Source organism: Vreelandella lionensis (assembly GCF_002087295.1).
In the GTDB taxonomy this organism is placed as follows: Bacteria; Pseudomonadota; Gammaproteobacteria; order Pseudomonadales; family Halomonadaceae; genus Vreelandella; species Vreelandella lionensis.
Genome location: NZ_MWVI01000050.1, coordinates 19177 through 45693 on the forward strand (window position 1 = coordinate 19177; position 26517 = coordinate 45693).

Sequence of the window (26517 nt, forward strand, 5' to 3'; positions counted from 1 at the left end):
CCTAATAATTTTGATCGTTCCAGGGCTTGGAAGAACATGACAGCACAACCTCATTGCGCCAGAGTAAACGGCGTCTGCAACCGCTGCGACACACCGGTACCTTTCGCGTTTACCATGGCCTTTCAGCCCATCGTGGACGTAGCTCGTCGTGAAGTGATCTATTACGAAGCGCTGGTACGAGGCATCAACGGTGAGTCCGCCTTTTCCATTCTGGAGCAGGTGACCGACGACCTGTTGTATCGCTTTGACCAGGCGTGTCGGGTCAAAGCCATCGAGTTGGCCAGTGAGCTGGGGATGGCGGCGCGTCTCTCGATCAACTTTCTTCCCAATGCCGTCTACGAACCCGAAGCCTGTATTCAATCTACCCTGGAGACATCACGCCGGGTAGGCTGGCCCACCGAACGGCTGAACTTCGAAATCACCGAAACCGAACGGGTGGTCGACCGAACACACCTGCGCAACATCATCGATAGCTATCGCCGGATGGGGTTCACCACGTCGCTGGATGATTTTGGCAACGGCTATGCCAACCTGGACCTGTTGACCGATTTGCGACCGGATACGCTGAAGATAGACCGAGAGCTGGTCATGGGCTGCGACGGCAATCCACGGCGGCAGGCCATTCTCAAGAGCCTGGTCGCCCTGGCGCGCACTCTGGGCACCCAACTGGTGGCCGAAGGGGTCGAGACACGTGCGGAGTCACGCTGCCTGCTGGCCTTGGGCATTTCGGTACAGCAGGGGTATTACTTCGCCAGGCCACAGGTAGGCGTGCTGGCCAGCGTGGCTGACGAGCAATACGACTGAAGAACGTTCAAAGCCGTTCGAGGTAAGCCGTGCCGCCCAGATTACGCATCTGTTGGCGAATCCACTGGCCGCGGCGCTCGACCTGGGCGTCGGGTCGCGATGCGCTGCGAGTGCGCGGGCTAGGCAGGATGGCCGCCAGCAAACTGGCCTGGCGCTCGGTCAAGGCACTTCCGGAAGCACCAAAGTAGTGGTCGGCGGCAGCTTCCAGCCCAAACACCCCGGTATCCCACTCGGCCACGTTCAGGTACACCTCCAGAATCCGCTGCTTGCTCCAGAAGGTTTCGATCAGCAGGGTGAACCAGGCTTCCAGCCCTTTGCGCAGCCAGCTGCGCCCACTCCATAGGAAAACGTTCTTGGCCGTTTGCTGGCTGAGCGTACTGGCCCCCCGCAGCCTCGAGCCATCGCGGCTGGCCTCCCAGGCACGACGCAGCTCCACCACATCGAAACCACGATGAATCGGGAAGCGCTGGTCCTCGGCGGCAATCACCGCCAGCTTGGCGTTATTCGAGAGATTGTCCCAGCTACGCCACTGGCGCTGGATGGTGATGGGTTCGCGATGGACCCAGCTTTGTACCTTGCGCTCCACCATCACCATGGAACCCGGCGGCGGCACGAAGCGAAACAGCCACACCAAGGCCACCGAGAGCAGCACAAAGGCCAGCGCGCCACGCCAAACAAGACGCCAAAGCAGACGAAGAACTCGGCGCAGCGCGCGATTGACCATGTCTCGGTACCCTTAACGTTTCATGAGGTGTTCCGCATGATAGCGCAAATGGTCCTCGATGAACGAGGCGATGAAGAAGTAACTATGATCGTAGCCTGGCTGACGGCGCAGCGTTAGCGGGTGATCATGCTCGGCGCATACCGCTTCCAGACGCTCGGGCATCAGCTGCTCTTCCAGGAACTGATCGGCTTCTCCTTGATCGATGAACAACCGTTGCCGGGAAGCGCCATTGGCCACCAGCTCGCAGGCATCGTACTGGCGCCAGCGGGTCTGATCTTCCCCAAGGTAGCTGGTGAAGGCTTTTTGCCCCCAAGGGCAGTTCGTCGGGTTCACGATCGGCGCAAAGGCCGATACCGAGCGGAAGCGGCCAGGATGGCGCAGGGCAAGAATCAGCGCCCCATGGCCACCCATGGAGTGACCGCTGATAGATTCGCGCCCATTAACGGGGAAGTGCTGGCGCACCACCGACGGTAACTCTTCAATCACGTAATCGTACATACGGTAGTTGGATTTCCACGGCGCCTGGGTGGCGTTCACGTAGAAACCCGCCCCGGAGCCAAGGTCATAGCTATCGTGCTCGCCGGGGAGATCGGTGCCACGCGGGCTGGTATCCGGACAGATAATCGCCACGCCTAATTCGGCGGCAATGCGGTGCGCGCCAGCCTTCTGCATAAAGTTTTCGTCGTTGCAGGTCAGGCCCGATAGCCACCATAACAGCGGAACACGCTCGTTTTCTGCCTGGGGTGGCAGGTACACGGCGAAGACCATGTCGCAATCCAGCGCCCGGGAGTAGTGGCGGTAGCGCTTGTGCCAACCGCCAAAACTGCGGTTTGCCGACACCAGTTCTAAAGTTTCACTCATGCTCATGGGCAGGCTCCTTAAACAGTGAAACGCGGCGGGTTGCCCCGGCCGCGTTCTTTCAGGCTGCTTTCATCATACTCAGTAATGCAGAACGGTACGAATGCTCTTGCCGGCATGGAGCAGGTCGAAGGCTTCGTTGATCTTCTCAAACGGCATGTCATGGGTAATGAAGTCGTCGATGTTCAGCTCGCCGTTCATATAGCGATCCACGTAGCCCGGCAGCTCGCTACGGCCTTTCACACCACCGAACGCCGAGCCTTTCCAAACGCGGCCTGTCACCAGCTGGAAGGGACGGGTTGAGATCTCTTCGCCTGCGCCTGCCACGCCGACAATGATCGATTCACCCCAGCCTTTGTGGCAGCACTCAAGCGCTGAACGCATCACGTTGACGTTGCCGATACACTCAAACGAGTAGTCGACGCCGCCATCGGTCATATCAACGATGACCTGTTGGATCGGGTCACTGTAATCTTTGGGGTTGACGAAATCAGTCGCGCCGAACTGCTTGGCCAGCACAAATTTGTCTGGATTGACATCAATCGCGATGATTTTAGAAGCTTTCGCCATCACCGCCCCCTGAATCACCGCCAAGCCAATGGCACCCAAGCCGAACACGGCAACGGTAGAGCCGGGCTCTACTTTCGCGGTATTCATAACGGCACCAATACCCGTGGTAACACCGCAGCCCAGCAGGCAGATTTTATCCATCGGCGCTTCTTTGGAGACCACCGCCAGCGATACTTCCGGCCAACACGGTGTACTCACTAAACGTGGAGGTGCCCATGTAGTGGTGCAGCATTTTGCCGTCTAGCGAGAAGCGTGATGTGCCGTCTGGCATGACACCTTTACCTTGGGTCGCACGTACGCTACCACAGAGGTTGGTTTTACCTGAGAGGCAGAATTTACACTTACCGCACTCGGCGGTGTAGAGCGGAATAACGTGGTCGCCAGGTTTCACGCTGGTAACACCTTCGCCCACTTCTTGAACAACGCCCGCGCCCTCGTGGCCCAGTACGGCAGGGAAGTTGCCCTCAGGGTCGGCACCGGACAGCGTAAAGGCGTCTGTGTGACACACGCTGGTGGCGGCCATTTTCACCAGCACTTCTCCCGCCTTCGGGCCTTCAACATCAATCTCAACCAGCTCAAGCGGCTTACCCGCTTCTAATGCAACCGCAGCACGTGATTTCATGGTCACTCCTAGCTAAAGTTTATTGACTATCGTTTAAATGTCTGTGAGTGAGCACGCCGTGGCGCACTCGACTTACCAAGGGTGTGGATTACTCGCTATCGCGGGCGATAGGCGCAAACTCAATGGGCAGCCAGCGGTAGCCTTCTTCGTCTTCGACGATGTGACCGATGCCCGGGAACGGCATGTGAGCACCGGCCACCCAGTGCTTCTCATCGACCGCTCTCTCCAGCACCGCTTCACGTGTGTGTACCGCTTGCTCGGGGTCGGAATCGAATTCGATGGCAACGCTTGGGTCAGCAAACTGCACGCCGTAGCTGTGGACGACATCGCCCCATACCAACATGGCGTCGTCATCACTATTGAGCATAAAGCTCGCATGGCCCGGCGTATGGCCGTGAGTATCCCGCGCAACGATGCCCATCAGCAGCTCATCGCCCGACGCAAAGGGGCTGAATCGGCCAGCCTCTTGATAGGGCGCCACGGCCTCTTGTGCCATGGTAAAGAAGGCACGCTCCTCCTCGGAAGCGCTTGAGAGCGCTCTTCGTCCAACCAGAAGTCAGCGTCGCCTTCGCTGGCGCGCAGCTCGGCATTGGGATAGACCGCCTCACCGTTCTCATCCACCAAACCGCACACATGGTCCGGGTGCAGGTGGGTCATCAAGATCGTATCGACCTGTTCCGGTGCATAGCCCGACGCGCGTAAGTTCTGCTCGACCTGGCCCAGTGTGGGACCAAAACACGCCGCCGACCCTGCATCAACGAGCACCAGGTTCTGGCCGGTGTGAATCAAAAAAGCGTTCACGGCAGTTTGCATGCCGTTTCTCAGCATCGATGAATAATGCGTCGAGATGGCGCAGAATCTCGTCATGCTCCATGCCTTTTAAGAGCGAGGTGTCTAGTGTGGTATGGCCATCGTACAGCGCCGTCACTTCGGTATCGCCTACCATCATACGGAACCAGCCCGATGCCTGCTCTTGCTGCTGGGCAGGCACCTCTGCCTGAGCGGCAGCGACCCAACCTGGCGCTGATAGCAGCCACCAAAGCACGCCGTGGCCAGCGTGAAGAGATCATCGACATCATCAAACACTCCATGAAAACGCGAGATAGACCTGAAGTGTAGGTCAGCTAGGCGAGAAAGATAAAGCGGGATACACTCACAAGATTATTGCTCCTGAGCAACAATCTCTTTCATTAAGGGTTCGCCATGCAGCGCTGGGATCGTATCGAAGCCTTCGTCGAGGTGGTCAGGCTGGGCACCTTTTCCGCCGCCGCTCGACACCTCAAAGTCTCTACCTCGCATATCAGCCGTTTGGTCAGCCAGCTAGAGAACCAACTAGGCGTGCAGCTACTCTACCGCACCACACGGCAGATTCGGCTGACCGATGCTGGGGCCTTGTACGCGGAGCACTGCCGCCATTTGTTCGATGGGCTGCGTGATGCCGAGCAGGCGATCAGCGAGCTGCAGGCCAAACCCCATGGGCTACTAAAACTGACCTCGGCAACGACTTTCGGTGAGCGCTACGTTGCCCCGCTAGTCAATGACTTCCAGCGCCTGCACCCTCAGCTCGAAGTACACATGCACTTCACCAATCGCCCGGTGGAGTTGATCGAAGAGGGTTTCGACATCGCCATTCGCATGGGGGTGTTGAAAGACTCCAGCCTGATTGCCCGGCGGCTGTGCGGACGCCGCGAATACGTGGTGGGCTCACAGGCCTATTTTCGTCAGGCGCCCCGTCCCCACACGCTGGGCGAGCTGAGCCAACACCGCTGCCTGCTGGGGTCGCGCCCCAACTGGCTGTTCGAAGTGCACGGTCAGCGGCGAGAGGTCAAGGTAGAGGGGTGCTGGAGCAGCAACTCGGGGCCTGCCCTGCTGGATGCCGCCCTCAAAGGGCTGGGGCTCGCCCAGCTGCCGGATTACTACGTGGCGCCTTATCTGGCCAGTGGAGAGTTAGTGTCGGTGCTGGAGCCATTCCAACACCACGACACGGCGGTGTGGGCGGTGTACCCTCGCCACCGCCACTTTCGCCCAAGATTCGTCAGTTGGTCGACCATTTGGTCGACCATATCGACACTTCTGTTACCCGCTCATTAGCATTCGATGGCATTGACTGCGAGACCACCTTTCGAGGTCTCTTTGTACTTATCCTGCATATCGCGCCCGGTATCGCGCATGGTGCGGATCACTTTATCCAGCGAGACGAAGTGGTCGCCGTCACCGTGCAGCGCCATGCGTGCGGCATTGATCGCCTTCACCGAGGCAATGGCGTTGCGCTCAATACAGGGTACCTGCACCAACCCTGCCACCGGGTCGCAGGTGAGCCCTAAGTTGTGTTCCAGGCCAATTTCCGCGGCGTTTTCTACCTGCTTGGGCGTACCGCCCAGCACTTCGGCCAGCCCGGCCGCGGCCATGGCGCAGGCAGAGCCCACCTCCCCTTGGCACCCCACTTCAGCGCCGGAAATTGAAGCGTTCTTTTTGCATAGAATGCCCATGGCACCGGCAGTCAGCAAAAAATTCACTACATCGGCATCGCAGGCGTCCGGCTCGAACTTTAGATAGTACGCCAGCACGGCGGGCACGATACCCGCGGCACCGTTGGTAGGCGCGGTCACCATCCGCTTACCAGCGGCATTCTCTTCGTTCACTGCTAGCGCAAACAGGTTGACCCAGTCCATCACGGTAAAACTGGTCACAATCAGGCGCTGATTGTCGGGCGGCGAGAGCAATTGCTGATGCAGTGAATGGGCGCGGCGGCGGACATTTAAGCCGCCCGGTAGGCGCCCGGTGGCCTCCAGGCCATTATCAATGCTCTGGCGCATGGCGTGCCAGATGGTGAGTAATTCGTCACGTATCGCGGCTTCGCTACGCCAAGCTTTCTCGTTTTCTAACATCAGCTCGCTGATGCTTAGGCCGTGCTGCTGGCACAGTGTCAGTAACTCATTTGCTGACTCAAAGGGATAAGGCAACGCTGTTTTGTCTTCATCCAGCCCGCCTCGGTCAGCGCAGGCCTGGTCCACATAAAATCCACCGCCCAGGGAGTAATAGGTGTTCGTACTGATCACCGTATCTCCTTCATACGCCGTGAGTACCATGGCGTTAGGATGAAACGGCAGGCAGGCCTCATCCCATTCGATATCACGTGCGCGCTGAAACGCTAGCGCTTGGCCGTTGGGAAGCCTCAATGGCTCGCTGTTATCCAATGCGGCTAAGCGCTCGGCGATAGTATCAAGGTCAACCGCCTCTGGCGTCTCGCCCATCAACCCCATCACCACGGCATTATCAGTGCCGTGACCGACACCAGTCGCTGCCAGCGAGCCGTGCAGCCTTACCACAACACGGCTGACCTTGGGCGCTGTCAGCGCCATGACGAAATCTCGCGCTGCCCGCATGGGCCCAACGGTATGTGAGCTGGATGGGCCAATGCCAATCCGAAACAGATCAAACACACTAATTGCCATAAAAGTGCCTGCCCCTAGAGGTAATTATTACGCTTCTTGTAGCGCTACTTTGTAGCCTAACCGGCTAGCCGTCGAGCAATTCTCAGCTAGTTAGACGTGCGAGCATAGAAATGTGACGATATAATTAACATTCACCCCTGCATGTTTGTTTACCTCCCGTAACATTTTATCTCCGATAAGGACACTGGTATGTCACCATCTCCCCCCTGGGCGATTAGCTTTCGCACCGCGCTACTTCGTGCCACTCTGTACACGCTCGCCATCGGTGGTATCGCCCAAGGCGGTTACCTGGAAGTGCTTTACCTGCCTGAAGTTCGCTACACCGAGCTTGGTTTTACCGAATTCACCCAAACCTTGGTATTAGCAAGCTGCTGCGCGCTACTGATCTATATTCGCCACGTATTGAACGTATGGCCCACCGTCACGCTGCTGCTGGCGTTTATCAGCGCATCGCTCGTGCGTGAGCAGGACTACTTTCTCGATCACTACGTGGCGGAAGACACCTGGAAATATCTCGTCGCGCTGATTGTGCTACCGAGCCTTGCCTGGGTCATTATTCATCGTCAGCGTTTCCTGGATGAGTTCCGCTACTACAGCAATACGTTTTCATTTGGGCTGTTCGCGGCAGGTGTCCTGGTCACTTATATCTTTTCTCGTCTATATGGACGTCAGGATTTTTGGCGCGCCGTGCTTGAAGAGAGCTACATTCGCGACTTTAAAGATATCGCCGAAGAGGCCATTGAACTGCTGGGCTACAGCTTAATTCTGTTCGCCCTAATTGAACTATTTTTCCTCGCTCGCCGCCTGCATCGCGCACGGCTGACGCTTTAATACCTCCTGACGTTCGCCCCTTCTCAAGCGCCGCTGACTGGCTCAGTCAGCGGCGTTTCATTTTTTAAATTCCGCTATGCGTAAAGCCATTTGCGCCGCTTGCATCATCAACGTAGTGTCAGCCACCAAACCTATATAGGCATTTTTGCTGAAAAATAACCTATCAACGATATAAACCTTATGACAAACCCACAAAATCGTGAAGAAAACCTAAAACGCGGAGCATTTACCCGCTTTCTCGATAGCGTCGAGTGGCTAGGTAATCTGCTGCCGCACCCGGTCACACTATTTGCCATTCTCTGCGTACTGGTCGTTGTGGCGAGCGGCATTGCGGCAGCGCTTGGCGTTTCAGTCGCTGACCCGCGCCCCGCCAATGAGGGCGAGTGGATTGCAGTGAACTCACTCTTAAACGCGGAAGGTCTACGCCGCCTGGTTACCGAAATGGTGACTAACTTCACCAGCTTTGCGCCCCTGGGCACGGTACTAGTGGCCATGCTAGGGGTGGGAGTTGCCGAACACTCTGGCTTGTTGTCCGCTAGCATGCGCGCACTAGTGCTTAACCGTTCACCACGCATCGTCACCTATGCAGTGGTGTTTGCCGGAATCATGTCGAACATGGCCGCCGAGCTTGGCTATGTGGTACTGATTCCGCTAGCAGCGATGATCTTTCATTCCTTAGGTCGGCACCCGCTAGCGGGCCTGGCGGCGGCGTTTTGTGGCGTCTCCGGCGGCTACAGCGCCAACTTATTGATTGGCACCGTCGACCCGCTGCTCTCTGGCATTACCCAGGAAGCGGCACGGTTGCTCGACCCTACCTATTCAGTCGGGGCTGAAGCCAACTGGTTCTTTATGTTTGCCAGCACCTTCTTTGTGACTCTCATTGGCGGCTTGGTCACCGAACGCATTGTGGAACCTAAGCTTGGCAAGTTTGACTCCGCCTATGCGGATAGCGATATCGACCAGAACCGTATGGAGGGCCTGACGCCCACTGAAAAGCGGGCACTAAAAGGTACCGGCTTAGCCACCCTGGCCCTCATTGCGCTGGTCGCTGTGATGGTAGTGCCAGAAAGTGGCATTCTGCGGAACCCGGAGACGGGCCTTGTGAGCGGCTCACCCTTCCTGCGCGGCATTGTGGTTATTGTCGCCATTGCCTTCACCGTGCTGGGCTTTGTCTATGGTCGACTCGCGGGCACCATGCAAAACGATCGCGATATCGTCGATGCCATGGCCAAAAGCATGAGCAGCCTGGGGCTCTATATTGTACTGGTGTTCTTTGCCGCTCAGTTCGTGGCGCTGTTCAACTGGAGTAATTTTGGCACCGTGACTGCCGTGGCGGGCGCTGACCTGCTGGACTCCCTTGGCTTGCGCGGCCCCGGCCTGTTTGCGCTGTTCATCCTCATGTGCGCCTTCGTGAACCTGTCGCTGGGTAGCGCGTCGGCGCAGTGGGCGGTCACTGCCCCTATCTTCGTCCCCATGCTGATGCTCATGGGTTACGCGCTCGAAGTCATTCAGGCGGCGTATAGGATCGGCGATTCCGTCACCAACCTGATTACGCCCATGATGAGCTACTTTGGCCTGATTCTCGCAGTGGCGACCCGTTATCGTAACGACATGGGCATCGGCACGCTGGTCGCTCTCATGCTGCCTTACACGCTGTTCATGCTGATCGGTTGGAGCGTGCTGTTCTTTATCTGGGTGTTTATTCTTGGCTTGCCGGTTGGTCCAGGCTCTGCCACTTACTACACGCTCTAAGCTTTAAACGGCATAACATAAACCGAAAAGCCCGCCGTTCAGAGAACGGCGGGCTTTTCGGTCTTCGTGGCGACTCTATTTCACCACTCACTCTTCACTACTCGCGGCTTTACTCGTCTAGGAACGAACGAAGCGGTTCTGAGCGGCTGGGGTGACGCAGCTTGCGCAGCGCTTTGGCCTCGATCTGACGAATCCGCTCACGGGTGACGTCAAACTGTTTGCCCACCTCTTCCAGCGTGTGGTCAGTATTCATATCAATACCAAAGCGCATACGCAGGACTTTCGCTTCGCGGGCAGTCAAGCCACCCAGCACGTTGCGGGTTGCTTCGATCAAGCCTTCGCCGGTGGCCATATCGATCGGCAGCAACATGGTGCCGTCTTCGATAAAGTCACCCAGGTGCGAATCGTCGTCATCACCAATCGGCGTCTCCATGGAGATCGGCTCTTTGGCGATTTTGAGCACCTTGCGCACCTTGTCTTCCGGCATTTCCAGGCGTTCGCCCAGCTCTTCCGGCGTCGGCTCACGACCCATCTCTTGCAGCATCTGGCGGGAAACACGGTTGAGCTTGTTGATCGTCTCAATCATGTGAGCCGGGCTGCGAATGGTACGCGCCTGATCGGCAATCGAGCGAGTGATGGCCTGACGAATCCACCATGTCGCGTAGGTCGAGAACTTGTAGCCACGACGGTATTCGAACTTGTCCACCGCCTTCATCAAGCCGATGTTGCCTTCCTGGATCAGGTCCAGGAACTGCAGGCCACGGTTGGTGTACTTCTTGGCAATCGAGATTACCAAGCGCAAGTTCGCCTCAACCATCTCTTTCTTGGCGCGACGAGCTTTTGCTTCACCAATCGACAGCTTGCGATTCACCTCTTTGAGGTCGGCAACCGAGAGCTGCACCATGTCCTCTTCGAAGGCAATCTTACGCTGAGCGCGGGCGATATCGGCACGCAGTGGCTCTAAGCGGTCAGCGTACTTGGGATGCGCTTCTTGGAAGGCGTCCAGCCACGTCGGATCCGACTCGTGGCCCGGGAACGACTTGATGAACGTCTTGCGCGGCACCTTGGCTTTCTTGACGCACAGCTGCATGACCGCTTTTTCTTGGGCACGCACCTGTTCAACGCTGATACGTATCTGACCGACCAAACGCTCAAAGTGTTTAGGCACCAGCTTAATCGGCGAGAACAGCTCCGCTAGGCGCGCTTGTTCAGCCTTGAGCTAAGCGCTACCCCGACCATGCTTGGCCAGCACTGCTTCAACGGCAGCATTTTGCTCACGAATCTGCTCAAAACGTGCCTTCGCCTCTTCGGGGTCCGGGCCACCTTCACTGGCGGTAGTGTCGTCCTCTTCGTCGTCATCGTCGCTGTCGATATCGTCATCATCGCTCAGCTCAGTCTCAACGACAGGCTCCGGCACTTCCGCTTCAGCAACACCCGGAATACCTTCGTCGGGGTCGATAAAGCCAGAGAACAGGTCAGATAGGCGCCCAGGTGCTTCTTCATCCTGGGTAGCGTCGTAGGCTTCGAGAATAGAGGCAACTGCACCCGGCAAATAAGCCAGTGCGGACATCACTTCCCGCGTGCCTTCTTCGATCCGCTTGGCGATTTCGATTTCGCCTTCACGGGTCAAAAGCTCAACCGTTCCCATTTCACGCATATACATACGTACGGGGTCGGTGGTGCGACCTACGTCGCTTTCCACGGCGGCGAGTGCCGCAACGGCCTCTTCCGCAGCGGACTCGTCCGTGGAGTGATCCGACATCATCAAAGTGTCTTCATCTGGCGCTTCCTCAACGACACTAATACCCATGTCGTTGATCATGCCAATGATGTCTTCCACTTGATCCGGGTCGGCGATATCCTCGGGTAGATGGTCGTTGACCTCGGCATAGGTCAGGTAGCCCTGCTCCTTGCCGCGCGCGATCAACTCCTTCAGACGTGACTGCTGCTGCGCATTTCCAGCCATAGAAACCCTATCTCGACGAAGAAGAATGAAACACCTGGGGCGCTGAATCGATTAAACTCAACAAGCCGAACAGTATAGCGTAAATAGCTGGAATTTTTCCAGCGAAACGTATTTGCGCGGTCATTCAGGTGTGTTAGGTTGTTCGGTTAGGCCAGCGCCTGGCGACTAACCCTGTATGTGGTGCTGAAGCTTGTTAATTCAACCCCACTGTGCGAATTGCTTTGGTTTGACGCCCTCATATGCGCTGAATTAGCTCCATCATCAGACTCGCCAACCGCTGCCGCTGAGCTTTATCCAGCTTCTGGCCAGAACGCTCTAGTGCCAACAGCGCATCGTACTCTTCCTGGGGCGAACGCTTACGCTGCTTCTCGACCAAATGCTCTACCAGCCCGCTTAGCTCTGCTTCCCTTGCCCCCTTAGGAATCAGCAGCTCCCGCTGTGCCAGCTCTGCCAACACCTGCCCCTCATGACTACCCTGAAAATGCGCTAACACCACCTGCGGACTGCGATAGCGTCCGGCGCGCAGCAGCTCGATTAAAGCGCGGCACAGCGGCGCCTCTTCACTATTTTCTGGCAGCCAATCCAGCGATTCGGGTAGCGACGCCACCAAACGCGGCTCATGAAGCAGCAGTTGCACAATACGACTCACCGTAGAGAGCGTTTGCAGCCTTGCCCCTTGGCGGCGGCCACGTGCCGCCGAGCGAGGCAGCGCCTGCTCTGGCACCATTTCAGCGGCTGGCTCCTCAACAGGCCCCCACTGCGGCAACGCTTTTGCAGCGGCATCTGCCGTGCGCCTATCTAACAGCGCCTGCAACTGCGACTGCGCCAGCCCGCTACGCTTTGCCAGTGATTCAAGCAGTAGCGATTTGAGCATGCCTTCAGGCACTTTGTTCAATGCCTCTAGCACCTGGGTGGCAAAACGCTCGCGCCCTTCCACCGTGTTCAAGTCACGCCCCTGGGCGGCCTGCTCAAAGAGAAACTCCGAGAGCGGCATCGCACAGGTCACACGATCCTGAAATGCTTCGCTACCCTCGCGACGCACCAGTGAATCAGGGTCATCGCCATCGGACAGAAATAGGAAACGCGCCTCACGTCCATCAATCATTTCCGGCAGCGCCGTTTCCAAGGCGCGGCTTGCCGCCTGACGGCCAGCACGGTCACCGTCAAAGCAAAACACTACTCGGCTCACCAAACGAAACAGGCGGCTTAAGTGGTCTTCCGTGGTGGCAGTTCCCAACGTAGCGACGGCGTTATGAATGCCGAACTGAGCCAGCGCCACCACGTCCATATAGCCTTCGACCATCACCAACTGCTCAAGTTTGCTAGACGCTTGACGCGCCTCGTACAAACCATATAGCTCGCGCCCTTTATGAAAGACAGGCGTTTCTGGTGAATTAAGATATTTGGGCTGTTCATCCCCCATGACCCGGCCGCCAAAGCCTAGGGTACGGCCACGCAAGTCGCGGATGGGAAACATCACTCGGTCGCGAAAACGATCGTAGGTGCGCCCAGTGTCTTCGCGGTGGATCAGCAGTCCGTACTCGACCTGTACCGGCTCGCCGATCCCTTTTGCCGACAGATGCTGCTTGAGCGCCTCCCAGCCACCCGGTGCATAACCAATACCATAGGTGTCGATGACCTCTGGCGACAGTCCACGGCCCTGCAAGTAGCGCTGGGCACTCTGGCCCTCCTGCATCTTTAGCCGCTCGCGGTAGAAACTGGCAGCCACTTCCAACAGGTTAACGCCCTCTTTACGCTTCTTCTCACGCTGCTGAGCACGCGGGTCATCCGCCCCCTCGCGGGGTACGTCGAGCCCTAAACGTCCAGCCAGTTGCTCCACCGCTTCGGGGAACGGCAGCTTGTCGTACTCCATTAAAAAACGCAGCGCGTTGCCATGAGCGCCACAGCCAAAACAGTGGTAGAACTGTTTATCGGCACTCACCGTAAACGACGGCGTTTTTTCTTGATGGAAAGGACACAAACCGGAGAAGTTGCGGCCCGCTTTTTTAAGCTGCACGCGCTCGCCAACCACTTCCACCACGTCAACGCGGCCAAGCAGGTCGTCAATAAAACGCTGTGGAATTTGGCCTGCCATGAACTGCGGGCATCCTCGCGCGAAGCGCTAATGGGCGGGCCTAACGTCATCAGGCAACGCGCCTGATCACCTTAAACCGCGCAAAACACACATCACAGAACGAAAAACAAACGGCCACCTAGTGGCGGCCGCTTGGCATCCCTCTTGAGATAACCGGCTAACTGCGCAGGCTATCCCCAGGTACGGATCAATAGAGCCGTTCGAAACGCTTACGCTCACGCTGCAACTTCTTGGCGTGACGTTTTACGGCAGCGGCCGCTTTGCGCTTACGCTCAGCAGTCGGCTTCTCGTAGTGCTCGCGACGACGTACTTCAGACAGAACGCCAGCTTTTTCGCAAGAACGCTTGAAGCGACGCAGGGCGACGTCAAACGGCTCGTTATCACGTACTTTTACAGAAGGCATTAAGCACTCACCTACCTTAAGGAGTCTTGAGTTCGGATAGTTCGCACACCGAACACAACGGTGTACGACCCAGTTTTACAGCGCACAGTAGTCTAGTCGCGGTTGGCGATCTTTGCAAATGCTTACGCCCCTCTACTGCCATAATGCTAGACTAGCCGGTTTTAAACCTCTGCCTTACCACCTACACGAGTTCTTTTGCCATGCGCGTACTGGGCATTGAAACGTCTTGCGATGAAACTGGCGTCGCTATTTACGATACCGCGTTCACCGGTGGACAGGGTCTGCTGTCCGATGCGCTGTATAGCCAAATCGCCATGCATGCGGAGTATGGCGGCGTTGTGCCTGAGCTGGCCTCTCGGGATCACACCCGCAAGCTATTGCCCGCTAATTGAGCAAGTACTGAAGGATGCCAACCTCACCCGTCAAGACCTGGACGGTATCGCCTACACTGCCGGACCGGGCCTGGTTGGTGCCTTGATGGTGGGCGCTAGCACCGCTCACGGCATGGCCAAAGCTCTGAACATACCGGTGCTGGGCGTTCACCACATGGAGGGCCACCTTCTCGCCCCGATGCTGGAAGATGACGCGCCGGAGTTCCCGTTCGTGGCCCTTCTGGTCTCGGGCGGCCACACTCAGCTAGTCGAAGTACAGGGGTTAGGGCACTACCAACTGCTGGGGGAGTCGGTGGATGACGCCGCCGGGGAGGCTTTCGACAAGGCCGCCAAAATGCTCGGCCTTGCTTATCCAGGCGGCCCGCTGGTCGCAAAGCTTGCCGAACAGGGCGACCCAAGCGCTTTCGTTTTCCGCGCCCAATGACTGATCGTCCGGGGCTGGACTTCAGTTTCTCAGGCCTTAAAACCCACACCCTAACGGCCATTCGCCAGCTAGAAGCGGCAGACGAACTGGATGATCAGGCGAAGGCCGACGTTGCGCGAGCCTTCGAAGAAGCCGTCGTCGATACACTGGTGATCAAATGCCGCCGCGCCCTTGACCAAACCGGCCTAAAACGCATCGTGATGGCAGGCGGCGTCAGCGCCAATACTCGCCTGCGTGAACGGCTAGCGCTGGAGACCCAAAAGCGCCAAGCCCGTGCTTATTACCCTCGCGGGCGCTTTTGTACCGACAACGGCGCCATGATTGCCTATGTCGGTGCGCAGCGCTTGGCAGCCGGCGAGCGTGATGACAACGGCATAATGCAGGCGACCCCTCGCTGGCCGCTCGATACGCTTACAGCACCACGGTAGCTCTCGCGCCTATCCGCGTAGGGCTATCCGCGTAGGGCTATCCGCGTAGGGGCGGCTCTTCCCCACGGCGTAAGCGGCGAATATTGAGGCCATGGCGGGCCAATACGAGCAGGCTAAAGCCCCCTACAACGCTGACGTAGCCGGGGGCTAGCCAGAGACGCAGCAGCGGTGCCAACAGCGCGCTAACGAGCGATGCCGCCGCCGCCGTGCGCAACCGCCACGCGAGTAGCGCCCAGCAAAGCGCCGTGATCAGCGCCACGCTGGGCACCAATACCAGCAACACGCCAAACGCACTGGAGACCGACTTTCCACCACGGAAGCTAAACCAAATCGGGTAGCTGTGTCCCAGCAGCACAGCCAAGCCGACAAGCCCCTGCAGCCATACCGGCAGCGCCACCAGCTTGGCAGCCAGCACTACAGGCACCCCTTTTAACGCATCGAGCAGCAGCGTGGCCGCGGCGAGCCTTGGACCATACAGGCGGAGCACGTTCGAAAATCCTGGGTTGTAAGAGCCGCAAAACCGTGGATCCGTCACACCGGCCCACCGACATACGCTCACTGCCGCCAGCCAACTGCCGCTTAAATAGCCGATCACTATCCATATCATGGCCTGCCCACCCTTGCGTTAGCGGCCAACGCCGCTGCCTTACTGTCGTTTCTGGTCATCCTCAAGTACAATCGCCCGCTTGTTGGCCCTGGGGAAGGCCTGTGGACCGCATTTTGATCGAAGCACTCACCGTAGACACCGTCATCGGTGTCTACGACTGGGAACGCACGATAACGCAATCGCTGAGCCTGGATCTATCGCTGGCAACGGATATTCGGCCAGCGGCCGCTACGGATGATTTACGCTTAACGCTTGATTATGCCGCGATATGCCAGCGAATCCAGCAGTTCGCCGACGAGCATCAGTTCGCCTTGGTAGAAACCTTCGCTGAACGTCTCGCCGCCTGCTTGCAACATGAATTCCCGATTAGCTGGCTGCGCATGACCGTCCGAAAGCCGGGCGCGGTGCCTCAAGCGGCAAGCGTTGGTCTTGAAATCACTCGCGGTACGCTGCCGGAGGCTACCAAGGACCCGAACTTATGAGCCTGGTAACTCTCAGTCTAGGCAGCAACATTGATCCCGACACGCATATTCGCCTCTGCCTGGATGCTCTAGAAGCTACGTTTGGCCGCCTACAGATATCGCGCATTTTTGAAAGCGAGCCCGTAGGTTTCAAGGACAGCCGCAACTTTTACAACTTAGTGGTGGCGTTTGATAGCGACTGGTCGGTGGGTGAGCTCCAGGCGTGGTCTAAGCAGCTTGAGATTGATCATGGCCGCACCCCCAACATGGCTAAATACAGCCCCCGTGCTCTGGATATCGACCTGCTGACCGTCGGCAGTGTCTGCGATACGATTGATGGCGTCGCCCTGCCCCGCGCGGAAATCACCCGCAATGCCTTTGTGCTCCAGCCACTCGCTGAACTGTTACCCAACGAGCGCCACCCCGCCTGCCAAACATCCTACGCTACACTCTGGAAGCGCTTCACATTAGGTGACCAGCGCCTGTGGGCGATTGATTTTCACTGGCGGGGCCGTTGGATTTCCCAAGCAGATCCGCAGCCTCCTGCGGCGATGCCCTACCCCTCGCCTAACGCACCTGCCACCGCCTTCTGCCGATGCTGGCGCAGCGCTTCTCCTAATGCCGCTCCCCGATACCCCTCGCTCAGCAGCGCTTGCGGGCTTACCGCTTGCGCTGCCTGCCACGCAGCGCGCAGCACAGCTTGGCGCTCAGGTGCCAGACGACTAACAAGCGCCAGCTGCGCCGCTACCTGGGCAGGTTTACGCCAGCCATCCAGCCGCTCCAGCCAGTGCAACACTCGCTCGCCGTTTAACGGTTCATTGAGCAACGCTTTAGTCAGCGCGGTATGGCGAGCCAACTGCGCTACTGAGTTGGGCAGCCGCAACCTGCTCGCTAGCGCGTCGCGCTGCTCATCACTAAGCACCGATACCAATAGCGCATAGCGCCAGTGGGCCAGCGCGGGTGACGAGGTCTCAGGCGCGCTGGCTAGCGCATCGAGGGCAGCAGTCAACGTCTCGCCCTCGGCAAGCTCAGGCCACCAAGTGGCAAGCGCCTGGCACTCGTTTAGCGTGGTGAAATATTGTTCAGGATTGGGTTCACCCAATGCTTTCTCGGTTTCTATCCACACCCGCTCTGCGGCTAAGTGGCCAAGCTCACCGCTTTGGCTCACTTCACGCATCAGCGTGTGGGTATCTGGGGCAATGGTAAAACCCAAGTGAGCATAGCGGGCTAAAAAGCGCGCAGTACGCAGCACCCGCAGCGGGTCTTCGCTAAACGCAGGCGATACATGGCGCAGCAGGCGCTGCTCTATATCCTGCTGGCCGTGAAAGGGGTCTGTCAGTTGGCCGCCTGGCCCTTGGGCAATGGCATTGATCGTTAGGTCACGCCGGGAGAGATCCTCTTCCAGTGTTACATCGGGGCTGGCATACACCTCGAAACCACTGTAGCCATGGCCGGACTTACGCTCGGTGCGCGCCAGCGCATACTCTTCCGCGGTGTGCGGGTGCAAAAACACCGGAAAATCTCGGCCAACGGGTTTAAAGCCCCGCTGACGCATCGCTTCCGGCGTGGCGCCTACCACTACCCAGTCGTGATCCACTACCGGCCAGCCCAGCAGCGCATCCCGCACTGCACCGCCTACCCGGTAAACGTCAAGCCCTTGAGTCAATGCATCCTGTTGAAACACTTAACGGCCTCCTTGCAGGCTCGGCACGCTAGTGCGTTCACCAGTGTCTAGGTTCATCGCGGTGAGTGAGCCACCCCACACGCAGCCGGTATCCAGCCCTTGAACGCTGATCTTCGCATGCGGCGTGCGCCCTTCCAGCGCCGCCCAGTGGCCAAACAGGACCTGCAGATCATCCTGACGAGCAAATTGAAACCAGGGGGCAAAGCCTGTCGGTGCGCTATCGAGCCCCTCTTTGGCGGCAAAATCGAGGCACTCCTGCGCATCAATGAAGCGCATGCGGGTAAACACGTTAACGATGCAGCGCAGGCGATCCACGCCTTCCAAGTCCTCCCGGAAACGGTCAGGCTGATTACCAAACAACTGGGTCAGAAACGCACCCGCGCTTTCACTGTGTAGCGCCGCCTGAACTTCACCGCTCAGCGCCAGAGCCTGCTCAGCACTCCAGCTCGGCAACACTCCGGCGTGGGTCATTAACGTATTGCCTTCTTGAACCGCCAAAGGCTGGCTCTGCAGCCAATCCAGCAGCGCTTCCCGCTGGGGCGAGGCGAGAATATCGTCCAGCGTATCGTTTTTCTTCAATCTGCCGCCCCCGCGGGCGACCACCAGCAGGTGAAAATCGTGGTTACCGAGCACACAGCGCACGGCACTGCCCAGCGCTTTAGCTTCCTGCAGGCAGGCAAGCGACCCTGGGCCACGGTTAATCAAATCCCCAACCAGCCAGAGCGTATCGTGGGTCGGGTTAAAGTCTATTGCTTCCAGCAGGCTAATAAATTCAACATGGCAGCCGTGCAGGTCGCCAATGACATAGATACTCATGGGCATTCCCGGCGAACCGAGTTCAGTGCAGTTGACGGGGCACCGCTAGACGAAAAGGCGAAACGGGCACATCAAAAGCCCGCTGGGTATACGTATTAAGCAGGGTGTAGGCACCCTCCATCACACCGACCGGCGTTTGCAAAATCGCCCGGCTGGTATAACGAAAACGCTGGCCAGGGCCGATTAACGGCTGCTGGCCCACCACGCCTTTGCCGCGCACCTCTTGGCTGTCGCCGCTGCCCTGGGTGATTTTCCAGTAACGCGCCATTAGCTGTACGCTGTGCGGGCTTTGGTTATGAACCGTCACCGTGTAGCTAAACACGTAGCGGGATTCACTGTCACTAGACTCTGCGTCACGAAACTCCGGCGTGACGCTCACCTCAATGTCTAAACCGCTCAAGCCTCATCACTCCCCTTAGTATCACCGTTAGCCACTGCGCTGGCCGCCTCATCGGCGGCTACTTGGTTGGCAATTGCCACGTACTCCGCCACGGTTAGAGTTTGCGGCCGCCGTGCAGGGTCAATGCCTAGCGCTTCCAACGTGTCGGCGCTGACACGCCCTTTCAGGTTATTCCGCAGGGTTTTACGCCGCTGGCCAAAGGCCAGCTTCACCAGCTCGAACAGCAGCGTCGGGTCATCGGCGGTGTGGGGCAGGTGGTCGTGGGGCGTTAAGCGCACAATCGCGGAATCTACCTTCGGACGCGGACAAAGGCTTCCGGCGGCACGATGAACAGATGGTCTACCTGGCAGTAGTACTGCGCCATGACGGAAAGACGGCCCCAGTCGGTGCTGCCTGGCTCGGCGGCCAAGCGCTCCACTACCTCTTTTTGCAGCATGAAGTGCATATCGGCGATGGCGCTGCCCATACTCAGCAAATGCACGATCAAAGGCGTGGAGATGTTGTAGGGCAAGTTACCCACTACCCGCAGCGCCGGGCCATCGCCCTTCAGCTCGGCAAAATCGAACTTCAGCGCGTCGCCTTCATGAATCACGAACTCGGGGTAGTTAAAAAACTGTACCCGCAGGCCAGGAATCAGGTCGCGGTCGAGTTCGATCACTTCCAGCTTGCCAGTCGCCTCTAACAGCGGTGCCGTCAGTGCACCTTGCCCAGGGCCAATTTCGACGAGTCGGTCGCCTTCGCGTGGCCCGATAGCGCGGACGATACGCGAAATGATGCCGAGGTCACGCAGAAAGTTTTGACCGAAACGTTTACGAGCGCGGTGCTGCTGAGGCACTTGAGACATCTAACAGTGTTCCTTGGAGGGTTGATTCATGGAGCGGCCAGGGTGCTGGCACGCTGGGCAGCAAGCCGCTGTGCAAGCGATAGCGCGACGCCCAGGCTGTTGGGGTCGGCAGTGCCGCGGCCCGCCAAATCCAGCGCGGTGCCGTGGTCCACTGAAGTACGTACCAGCGGTAGGCCGAGGGTAATATTCGCAGCTTGCCCAAAGCCTGCGTATTTTAGCACTGCCAAGCCCTGGTCGTGATACATCGCCAGCACCGCATCGACTCCGGCTAGGTGGCGTGGAGTGAACAGCGTATCGGCGGGCAGCGGCCCTTGGATATCCAACCCGTCGGCACGCAGCGCGTCGAGGGCCGGAATGATCGTGTCCAGCTCTCGCGCCCCAAATGCCCTTCTTCCCCGGCATGGGGGTTGAGGCCGCACACCGCAATGCGCGGATTCAAGATGCCAAATTGGCGCCGCAGGTCAGCGGCCAGTAAGCGGCTAATCTGGGTGACCCGCTCGAACGTGATGGCATCGGCCACGTCACGCAGCGGCAGATGAGTCGTCACCAGCGCCACGCGCAAATCGCCGCTGCCTTGCCAAAGCGGGTTCTTGGCATGCAGCGCGGCATCGGTCGCCAGCAGCATCACCACCTCATCGACGCCACAGGCGTCGCGCAACCACTCGGTATGGCCGGTGAAGTGGGGAAAGCCCCCTTCGATGATGACCCCTTTATGCAGCGGCGCGGTGACCATTGCCGCAGCCTGCCCTGCTTGGCAGGCGTCTACGGCAATTTGCAGTGTCTCCAACACGTAGCGGGCATTGGCGGGATCGAGCACCCCAGGCGTGGCAGGCGCTCGCAGTGTGGCGGGCCACACCACCAAACGCCCTGGAGAGGATATATCCAAGCCACCCGGCGCGGCCTCGACGACCTCTACGGCCAGCCCGAGCAGCGCGGCGCGCTGGCGCAGCATCTGCGGGTCACCCACCGCCACCGTGTTGGCTAATTGCCCACGAGCGGCCAGCATCAGCGCAAGCTCTGGCCCGATGCCCGCAGGCTCACCGGTGGTCAACAGCAGCGGCCGCGTCATTAGAGACGAATATCCACGAAGGCCTGTTCACGGATTTCACGCTGCCAGGTTTGCAGCTCTTCGTTGGCACGACGCTGGAAAATCGCTTGGCGCACCTGCTCACGACGGCTCTCTTCGGTCACGTCCTGACGGCGACGCTCCAGCACTTCGATGACGTGATAGCCGAACTGCGAGCGCACAGGCTCGGAGAGCTGGTTCGGGCTGAGAGACGTCATGGCTTCTTCGAACGCAGGGACCGTTTGGCCAGGGCGCACCCAGCCCAGGTCGCCGCCGTTCATGGCGCTACCACGATCGTCGCTGTACTCACGGGCCACCGACGCGAAGTCTGCGCCCTGCTGTAAACGCTGGCGAGCCTCTTCTGCGCGGGCGCGGGCTTGGTTCTCGTTACGCGTAGGCGTCAGTTCCACCAGGATATGGCGGGCACGGGTCTCTTCGATAAAGGCTTGCCCCTGCTGCTGGCTTGGCTGCTGGCTCAAGAAACGCTCCACATCGCGATCGGAGACCGTGACGCGCTGACTGATCTGGCGCTGCTGTACTTGACGCATCAACATTTCACGGCGTACGTCTTCGCGCACGTCGGCCAGAGTAATGCCGTCGGCTTCTACCGCATCGGCAAACTGATCCAGCGTCATGTTGTTGGATTCGGCAATGCTGCGTAGCTGGCGGTTGAGTTCGGTGTCATCCACACTCAGATTGGCTCGGCGGGCCATTTGCAGCTGGATTTCATCCATGACCATACGCTCCAACACTTGCTGGGCCAGCTGGTTACGCGGCGGCAAATTGCCGCCCTGAGCCGCTGCTTGCTGCTCCACCTGGGCAATGCGGTCATCCAACTCGCTGCGCATGATGACGCCATCATTGACGACCGCGACGACGCTATCCAACTGCTGACGCTGGGCCGACTCGAAATTTTGCGCATGCACGGTCAGCGGAACCAGCGCCGCACCCGTGCTCAGGCAGAGCACCATCAGGCTGCCTGCGGACAGCTGGGTGGCTCGTTTCTTCAGCGCGCAGCTCAGCAAGGTCTTTCTGATCATCATAAAAAGTCTCTTTCAGTCGCTATTTTAAAGTGGTCGTTCATAAGGGCGTGGGACGGTAGCCAGGAATCGCCTGCTCAAAGTAGCCGTCGGCCTCTTGACCCACGCCACCTAGACCACGAAACACAAAGCGCAAAAATAGCCCGCGGTCGTTGAAGTCATCGCCAACCCGCGCCGTATCGTTATCGTCGATCCATTCACGCCATACCAGCTGTACGCCATAGCAGCAGTCGTTCCACTGCAGGCCCGCGAGCTGTTCCAGGGGACGGTTGTTGGTTTGATCGTGCAGGTAGCGGCCAATCAAATCAATCCTTGGGTTCGCTTTCCACGCCAGCGAAAGATCCCACTCTTCGCGACGGTAGTCACGGAAGCCATAGTCGCCGGGTATCACGCTCGGATCGAACCCTTCGATCTCCCAACGGTAGCCAAGGTTCACTACGTGCCCTTCCGGGTGGCGATAGCGTACATCCACACTGGAGCGCTCGGTCTGTTCACGCTCGTCATCGTAGAGCCATTCGTAGCCGGTACTCCAGCGATCCGATATTTGCCAATCCAGGCGAGTGACCAGCGGAGAGCGGTCACGGGTGGCCTGATAGCGGCTTTCCGGATTCACGGAAGGGTCTTCGCTGGGGCGCGGCGGCAGCGTGTCCGGGTCGCCTTCGCTATCGATGCGCCGCTCGGAGAAGTAGTAGCTTTGACCGACGCCGAAGGTGAGTCGGTCCCGACCAGCGCTATCTTCGATCAAGCGTGACTGTACGCCCAACGAGACGCGATTCAGATCACCGACCCGGTCAGCCCCCGAGAAGCGGTGCGGGGACCAGAGCTGATCCCAGGAGAATACCCGTTCACGGCTATCGAAGTACGGCAGCTGGGTCTGGTCGGTACGCGGCACGTAGGCATAGTTAACGCGGGGTTCAAGCGTCTGGCGATAACCGCGCCCGCCTAGCTCAAGCTCACGCTCAAATACCAGGCCGCTGTCGATGGAAGTGATCGCCACGCTGCGCGTCGGTGAGGTCGTGCGATCGGTCACGCGGTCGCCATAATCCAATTCGTACGCGGTGTGCCAAAGCTCGGTGCGTGGCTCGATATAGCCCCAGGGCTGCTCATAGCGCCAGCCCACCGCAGGCGTCAGGTGAAGGCGCGAACCGATGGCCGCCTCGCGCTCCGGAACTCGCCGCTCATCCACGTCGCGCCAGAAGTAGGTCGCGTTCGAGCGCCACTGGGTATACAGGCCGTTGTCTAGCTGCCAGTTGGCATTGGCGGTCAAACTCGGCAGGCGGTAGAACGGACGGTCGGTATCGCTGGGCGGGTCTTCCAAACGTTGGAAGCCCTGGGCGCGGGCGTCTAACTGCCAGCGCTCGCCGCGATAATCGACCTGGGCAAGGCGCTCCATACTGACGCGGTCGCTGTTGCCGAACTCGCCGCCAAAGTCGTCGAAATAGCGCCCGTCGCTGGCGGCGCCGTAACGGAGCCGGTAATCACTGCGGGGCGTTAACGTGCCCGCGTGCTGGGCATCAATGTACCAGCGGTCGTCGCCTTCAAAGCGGTTGTCACCTCTATTGGTGCCGCCGTCGCTATCGAGATAACCGCCCTCGACCAAGCCTTGGCTCTCTTCCAGCAGGTAGCGGTACTCGCCGTTGAGCAGCAGTCCTCGGTCAGACATCCAGCGCGGGGTAATGGTGGCATCCTGGTTCGGTGCAATGTTCCAGTAGAAAGGCTGGGTATAATCAAAGCCATCGCTTGAGAAGCTCACTGACGGCGAGAGCAGCCCGGTATGGCGGCGGTCATCAATGGGGAAGCGCAGCCACGGCCAGTAAAATACCGGCACATCTTTAACTTCCAGGCGCGCATGGCGGGCAGTGCCAAACCCCGAGGCTTGATCGAGGCGAATATCACTACCTACCAACTGCCAGCTATTGGCGCCGGGGTCACAGGTGGTAAACGTGGCCTCCTGAAGGCGGTACTGATTTTCGCCGGTCTGCTCTAGCTGGCTGGCCTGGCCGCGCAGGTGCTGGTCGTAGAGCACATAGTGGCTGTTACGCAGCGAGGCGCGGTCTTCGTTCAGCATGAGGGTGGCTTGCTCGCCACGCACCAGGGCTTGTCCATCGCGGATAGCCAGGTTGCCCTCAGCATCCACCTGCTGACGGTCTGCGGGTAGAAAGACGCGCTCTGCCTGCAGTTCGGTATCGCCCCGGCGTAGTACCACGTCGCCACGCAGCAGGGCTTCACCGTCTGCGGCGTAATCCACTTCCCGGGTTTCTACCGAGAGCGTTTCCGGGTTCTCTTCCGCTGGCAAGCGGTAGGCGGGCATCACATAGCGCCCCCGACATAGCTGTTGCGGCGCTTCGTCTTGGCTCCAGGCCTGCCAGTCCAGCGCTTCTGCGGGCAGGGTTTGGTCCTGCGCCACCGCTGAAAACGAGGCGCCAGCGAGCAAACTGCCCAGCAGCGTATGCGCAACCGGTACGGTGCGCGAGATTCGCTTGCCCATGTTCGTTATCCTTGGCATCCAGAATCGGTATTATACAGCCCGCATGATGCCCGACCAGCAAGGAGCTTGCATGTCCTCTTCTCGGATTGACGCCCTCACTCAGTGGGCGGCGCAACACCACGGCCTTGATAGCGCCACCATTCGCCTCTCTACTGCGGGCGGTGACGCCAGTTTTAGGCGCTATTTTCGACTAACGCTACCGGATGGCAACACCCAAATCGTAATGGATGCACCTCCGGCACAGGAGGACTCGGCGCCGTTTGTGGCTATCGGCCAGCGCTGGCACGCCGCCGGGCTGCCTGTGCCTTACATTCACGCCAGCGACTTAGACGCTGGTTTTTTGCTGCTTGATGACTTGGGTGACACACCACTGCAGGCTACCTTTACCGACCCGGCCCGCACGGAGCAGAGCCATCTAGACGCACTTGCTGTGATTGCCCAGTTGCAAAACCGCACTAACCCGGCCGCCCTGCCTGATTACGATGCCGCCCTGCTTGGCCGGGAGCTGGACCTATTTCCCGAGTGGTGCCTGGGGCGCTGGCTGTCGCTATCAGTTCCCGATAGCTGGGAGGCAGTACGCGATAAATTGATAGAGCATGCATTAGCGCAGCCGGTGGTGAGCGTCCACCGCGATTTCGATGCCATGAACCTGATGCTGCACGATCAAACGCTTTACATGATCGACTTCCAGGACGCCGTGGCAGGCCCGCTCAGCTACGACGTTATTTCGCTACTGCGGGGCCGCTACTGCCGTTTTAGCGCTGACCAGTTTGCCTCCTTCGTCGGCGCTTTCTATCAGCAGGCGCGGCAAGAAGGTCGTTTGACCCGCTCGGTCAGCGAGGAAACTTTTTTAGCGCAGTGCCACGCCATGGCCGCACAGCGCTCGCTGAAAGTGCTGGGCATCTTTTGTCGGTTGACGCTGCGCGACAGCAAAGAAGGCTATTTAGCCCGCCTGCCCCACTTTTTGGCGCACCTGGAAGATAGCCTAGCGGCCCTACCCCAACACCGCGAGTTTACCGACTGGGTAACGGGCGTGCTGCGCCCGGCGATCATGCAGCGCCTGGAAGAGGGCGCGCCATGAAAGCGATGATTTTGGCGGCAGGCCTGGGCAAACGGATGCGCCCGCTCACCGACCACTGCCCTAAACCATTGCTGCCCGTGGCGGGCAAACCGCTGATCGTGCACCACTTGGAGCGTTTAAAGCGTGCTGGCATTAATGAAGTGGTCATTAACGTGAGCTACCGTGCTGAGCAAATTATCTCTGCACTGGGCGATGGCTCGGCCTACCAAATGCGCATTCACTGGAGCCAGGAGGCTAGCCCGCTTGAGACCGGCGGTGGTATTCAACAGGCACTACCGCTGCTGGGCGATGCGCCGTTCTTACTGGTCAATGGTGATGTGTGGTGGGACTACCTACCGAGTGCTTCCACGCTGGCAGCAGGTGATTTGGCGCATCTGGTATTGGTGGATAACCCCGCCCATCACCCTGAAGGCGATTTTTCACTTCGCCAGGGGCGCGTTTCACCACACGGGGAGGCTCGCTTCACCTTTGCAGGCATCAGTTTGATACGCCCTGAACTGGTCGCCTTTGAACCTGCCGGTGCCTTCGCCCTGGCCCCACTACTGAAACGGGTCATGGCAGAGCACCGCGTTAGCGGCGAGCACTTTGCGGGCCACTGGGTCGATGTGGGCACGCCTGAACGACTGGCCGAGCTTGATAGGCACCTTCAATCAGCCTGATACCAGCTGGCAGCGCACGATGAAGCCGTGCGTTGCCTTCTAGAAAT

21 protein-coding genes and 7 pseudogenes are annotated in these 26517 nt (G+C 58.8%); 10 read left to right on the plus strand and 18 right to left on the minus strand.

The window, feature by feature from the left end; all coding sequences use genetic code 11:
• The first annotated feature begins 36 nt into the window (after nt 1-36).
• Entirely contained in the window at nt 37-804 is a 768-nt protein-coding gene (locus B4967_RS05780) for an EAL domain-containing protein (protein WP_455757926.1), read from the plus strand.
• A gap of 7 nt (nt 805-811) precedes the next feature.
• On the opposite strand, the gene mtgA is transcribed toward B4967_RS05780, so the two are convergent.
• The 6 genes and pseudogenes from mtgA to B4967_RS18245 form a co-directional block, all read right to left on the minus strand.
• A complete protein-coding gene (mtgA, locus tag B4967_RS05785; protein WP_039175641.1) occupies nt 812-1528 on the minus strand; it encodes a monofunctional biosynthetic peptidoglycan transglycosylase in 717 nt (238 codons plus the stop codon).
• 12 nt (nt 1529-1540) lie between these two features.
• Nucleotides 1541-2395: an S-formylglutathione hydrolase gene (gene fghA, locus B4967_RS05790; protein WP_083024170.1), complete on the minus strand. Its 855-nt coding sequence runs from the start codon at nt 2393-2395 to the stop codon at nt 1541-1543.
• A 72-nt stretch (nt 2396-2467) separates the two neighbouring features.
• Nucleotides 2468-3578, minus strand: a pseudogene (locus B4967_RS05795) (S-(hydroxymethyl)glutathione dehydrogenase/class III alcohol dehydrogenase).
• Nucleotides 3579-3666: 88 nt separating this feature from the next.
• Complete coding sequence (locus B4967_RS18235; RefSeq protein WP_207953584.1) at nt 3667-3999, minus strand: MBL fold metallo-hydrolase; 333 nt, start codon at nt 3997-3999, stop codon at nt 3667-3669.
• The gene (locus B4967_RS18240; protein WP_207953585.1) at nt 3999-4391 is read right to left on the minus strand and encodes an MBL fold metallo-hydrolase; all 393 of its coding nucleotides are present in this window, start codon (nt 4389-4391) and stop codon (nt 3999-4001) included. The genes B4967_RS18235 and B4967_RS18240 overlap by 1 nt, the downstream gene beginning before the upstream one ends.
• On the minus strand, nt 4333-4623 hold the full coding sequence (locus B4967_RS18245) for a hypothetical protein (RefSeq protein WP_207953586.1): 291 nt from the start codon (nt 4621-4623) through the stop codon (nt 4333-4335). The genes B4967_RS18240 and B4967_RS18245 overlap by 59 nt, the downstream gene beginning before the upstream one ends.
• Nucleotides 4624-4781: 158 nt before the next feature.
• On the opposite strand from B4967_RS18245, the pseudogene B4967_RS05805 reads away from it, so the two are divergent.
• Nucleotides 4782-5647, plus strand: a pseudogene (locus B4967_RS05805) (LysR family transcriptional regulator); the annotation flags it as partial.
• Between the two features lie 18 nt (nt 5648-5665).
• Here B4967_RS05805 and B4967_RS05810 read toward each other — a convergent pair.
• Nucleotides 5666-7033: an L-serine ammonia-lyase gene (locus B4967_RS05810; RefSeq protein WP_083024172.1), complete on the minus strand. Its 1368-nt coding sequence runs from the start codon at nt 7031-7033 to the stop codon at nt 5666-5668.
• A 189-nt stretch (nt 7034-7222) separates the two neighbouring features.
• Between B4967_RS05810 and B4967_RS05815 the strand changes: the two genes are divergently transcribed.
• Entirely contained in the window at nt 7223-7864 is a 642-nt protein-coding gene (locus B4967_RS05815; RefSeq protein ID WP_083024174.1) for a hypothetical protein, read from the plus strand.
• Nucleotides 7865-8044: 180 nt separating this feature from the next.
• Nucleotides 8045-9616 (plus strand): AbgT family transporter, encoded by a 1572-nt coding sequence (locus B4967_RS05820; protein ID WP_083024176.1) that lies wholly within the window; start codon nt 8045-8047, stop codon nt 9614-9616.
• A 109-nt stretch (nt 9617-9725) separates the two neighbouring features.
• Here the strand turns inward: B4967_RS05820 and rpoD are convergent.
• The 3 genes and pseudogenes from rpoD to rpsU all read right to left on the minus strand — a co-directional run bounded on the left by rpoD (nt 9726) and on the right by rpsU (nt 14080).
• Nucleotides 9726-11582, minus strand: a pseudogene (gene rpoD / locus B4967_RS05825) (RNA polymerase sigma factor RpoD).
• A 235-nt stretch (nt 11583-11817) separates the two neighbouring features.
• Nucleotides 11818-13677, minus strand: a complete 1860-nt coding sequence (dnaG, locus tag B4967_RS05830; RefSeq protein WP_083024178.1) for a DNA primase — start codon at nt 13675-13677, stop codon at nt 11818-11820.
• 187 nt (nt 13678-13864) lie between these two features.
• Nucleotides 13865-14080 (minus strand): 30S ribosomal protein S21, encoded by a 216-nt coding sequence (gene rpsU, locus B4967_RS05835; protein ID WP_016416934.1) that lies wholly within the window; start codon nt 14078-14080, stop codon nt 13865-13867.
• A 200-nt stretch (nt 14081-14280) separates the two neighbouring features.
• Between rpsU and B4967_RS20140 the strand changes: the two genes are divergently transcribed.
• On the plus strand, nt 14281-14472 hold the full coding sequence (locus tag B4967_RS20140; protein ID WP_279384660.1) for a hypothetical protein: 192 nt from the start codon (nt 14281-14283) through the stop codon (nt 14470-14472).
• Nucleotides 14408-15324 (plus strand): annotated as a pseudogene (gene tsaD, locus B4967_RS05840) (tRNA (adenosine(37)-N6)-threonylcarbamoyltransferase complex transferase subunit TsaD). The gene B4967_RS20140 and the pseudogene tsaD overlap by 65 nt, the downstream one beginning before the upstream one ends.
• Nucleotides 15325-15361: 37 nt before the next feature.
• Here tsaD and plsY read toward each other — a convergent pair.
• Complete coding sequence (gene plsY / locus B4967_RS05845) at nt 15362-15931, minus strand: glycerol-3-phosphate 1-O-acyltransferase PlsY (protein WP_083024180.1); 570 nt, start codon at nt 15929-15931, stop codon at nt 15362-15364.
• A 101-nt stretch (nt 15932-16032) separates the two neighbouring features.
• Between plsY and folB the strand changes: the two genes are divergently transcribed.
• Nucleotides 16033-16413, plus strand: coding sequence for a dihydroneopterin aldolase (folB, locus tag B4967_RS05850; protein ID WP_044629667.1), 381 nt, complete (start codon nt 16033-16035; stop codon nt 16411-16413).
• A pseudogene (gene folK, locus B4967_RS05855) lies at nt 16410-16934 on the plus strand (2-amino-4-hydroxy-6-hydroxymethyldihydropteridine diphosphokinase); the annotation flags it as partial. The gene folB and the pseudogene folK, both read left to right, overlap by 4 nt.
• Nucleotides 16935-16948: 14 nt before the next feature.
• Here folK and B4967_RS05860 read toward each other — a convergent pair.
• From B4967_RS05860 to B4967_RS05890, 7 genes and pseudogenes are all read right to left on the minus strand, one after another.
• Nucleotides 16949-18076 (minus strand): tRNA nucleotidyltransferase/poly(A) polymerase-related protein, encoded by a 1128-nt coding sequence (locus B4967_RS05860; protein WP_074210212.1) that lies wholly within the window; start codon nt 18074-18076, stop codon nt 16949-16951.
• Nucleotides 18077-18892, minus strand: a complete 816-nt coding sequence (locus tag B4967_RS05865; protein ID WP_062373975.1) for a symmetrical bis(5'-nucleosyl)-tetraphosphatase — start codon at nt 18890-18892, stop codon at nt 18077-18079. It abuts the gene before it with no gap.
• Nucleotides 18893-18914: 22 nt separating this feature from the next.
• The gene (apaG, locus tag B4967_RS05870) at nt 18915-19292 is read right to left on the minus strand and encodes a Co2+/Mg2+ efflux protein ApaG (RefSeq protein WP_044629671.1); all 378 of its coding nucleotides are present in this window, start codon (nt 19290-19292) and stop codon (nt 18915-18917) included.
• Nucleotides 19289-20136, minus strand: a pseudogene (rsmA, locus tag B4967_RS05875) (16S rRNA (adenine(1518)-N(6)/adenine(1519)-N(6))-dimethyltransferase RsmA). The gene apaG and the pseudogene rsmA overlap by 4 nt, the downstream one beginning before the upstream one ends.
• 26 nt (nt 20137-20162) lie before the next feature.
• Nucleotides 20163-21205: pseudogene (gene pdxA / locus B4967_RS05880) on the minus strand (4-hydroxythreonine-4-phosphate dehydrogenase PdxA).
• Nucleotides 21205-22245 (minus strand): peptidylprolyl isomerase, encoded by a 1041-nt coding sequence (locus tag B4967_RS05885; RefSeq protein ID WP_054641172.1) that lies wholly within the window; start codon nt 22243-22245, stop codon nt 21205-21207. The pseudogene pdxA and the gene B4967_RS05885 overlap by 1 nt, the downstream one beginning before the upstream one ends.
• 37 nt (nt 22246-22282) lie before the next feature.
• Nucleotides 22283-24730, minus strand: coding sequence for an LPS-assembly protein LptD (locus B4967_RS05890; RefSeq protein ID WP_083024182.1), 2448 nt, complete (start codon nt 24728-24730; stop codon nt 22283-22285).
• A gap of 70 nt (nt 24731-24800) precedes the next feature.
• On the opposite strand from B4967_RS05890, the gene B4967_RS05895 reads away from it, so the two are divergent.
• Together B4967_RS05895 and murU are read left to right on the plus strand one after the other, a co-directional pair.
• On the plus strand, nt 24801-25811 hold the full coding sequence (locus B4967_RS05895; protein WP_083024184.1) for an aminoglycoside phosphotransferase family protein: 1011 nt from the start codon (nt 24801-24803) through the stop codon (nt 25809-25811).
• Nucleotides 25808-26470: an N-acetylmuramate alpha-1-phosphate uridylyltransferase MurU gene (murU, locus tag B4967_RS05900; protein WP_083024186.1), complete on the plus strand. Its 663-nt coding sequence runs from the start codon at nt 25808-25810 to the stop codon at nt 26468-26470. The genes B4967_RS05895 and murU overlap by 4 nt, the downstream gene beginning before the upstream one ends.
• Nucleotides 26471-26517: the final 47 nt, after the last annotated feature.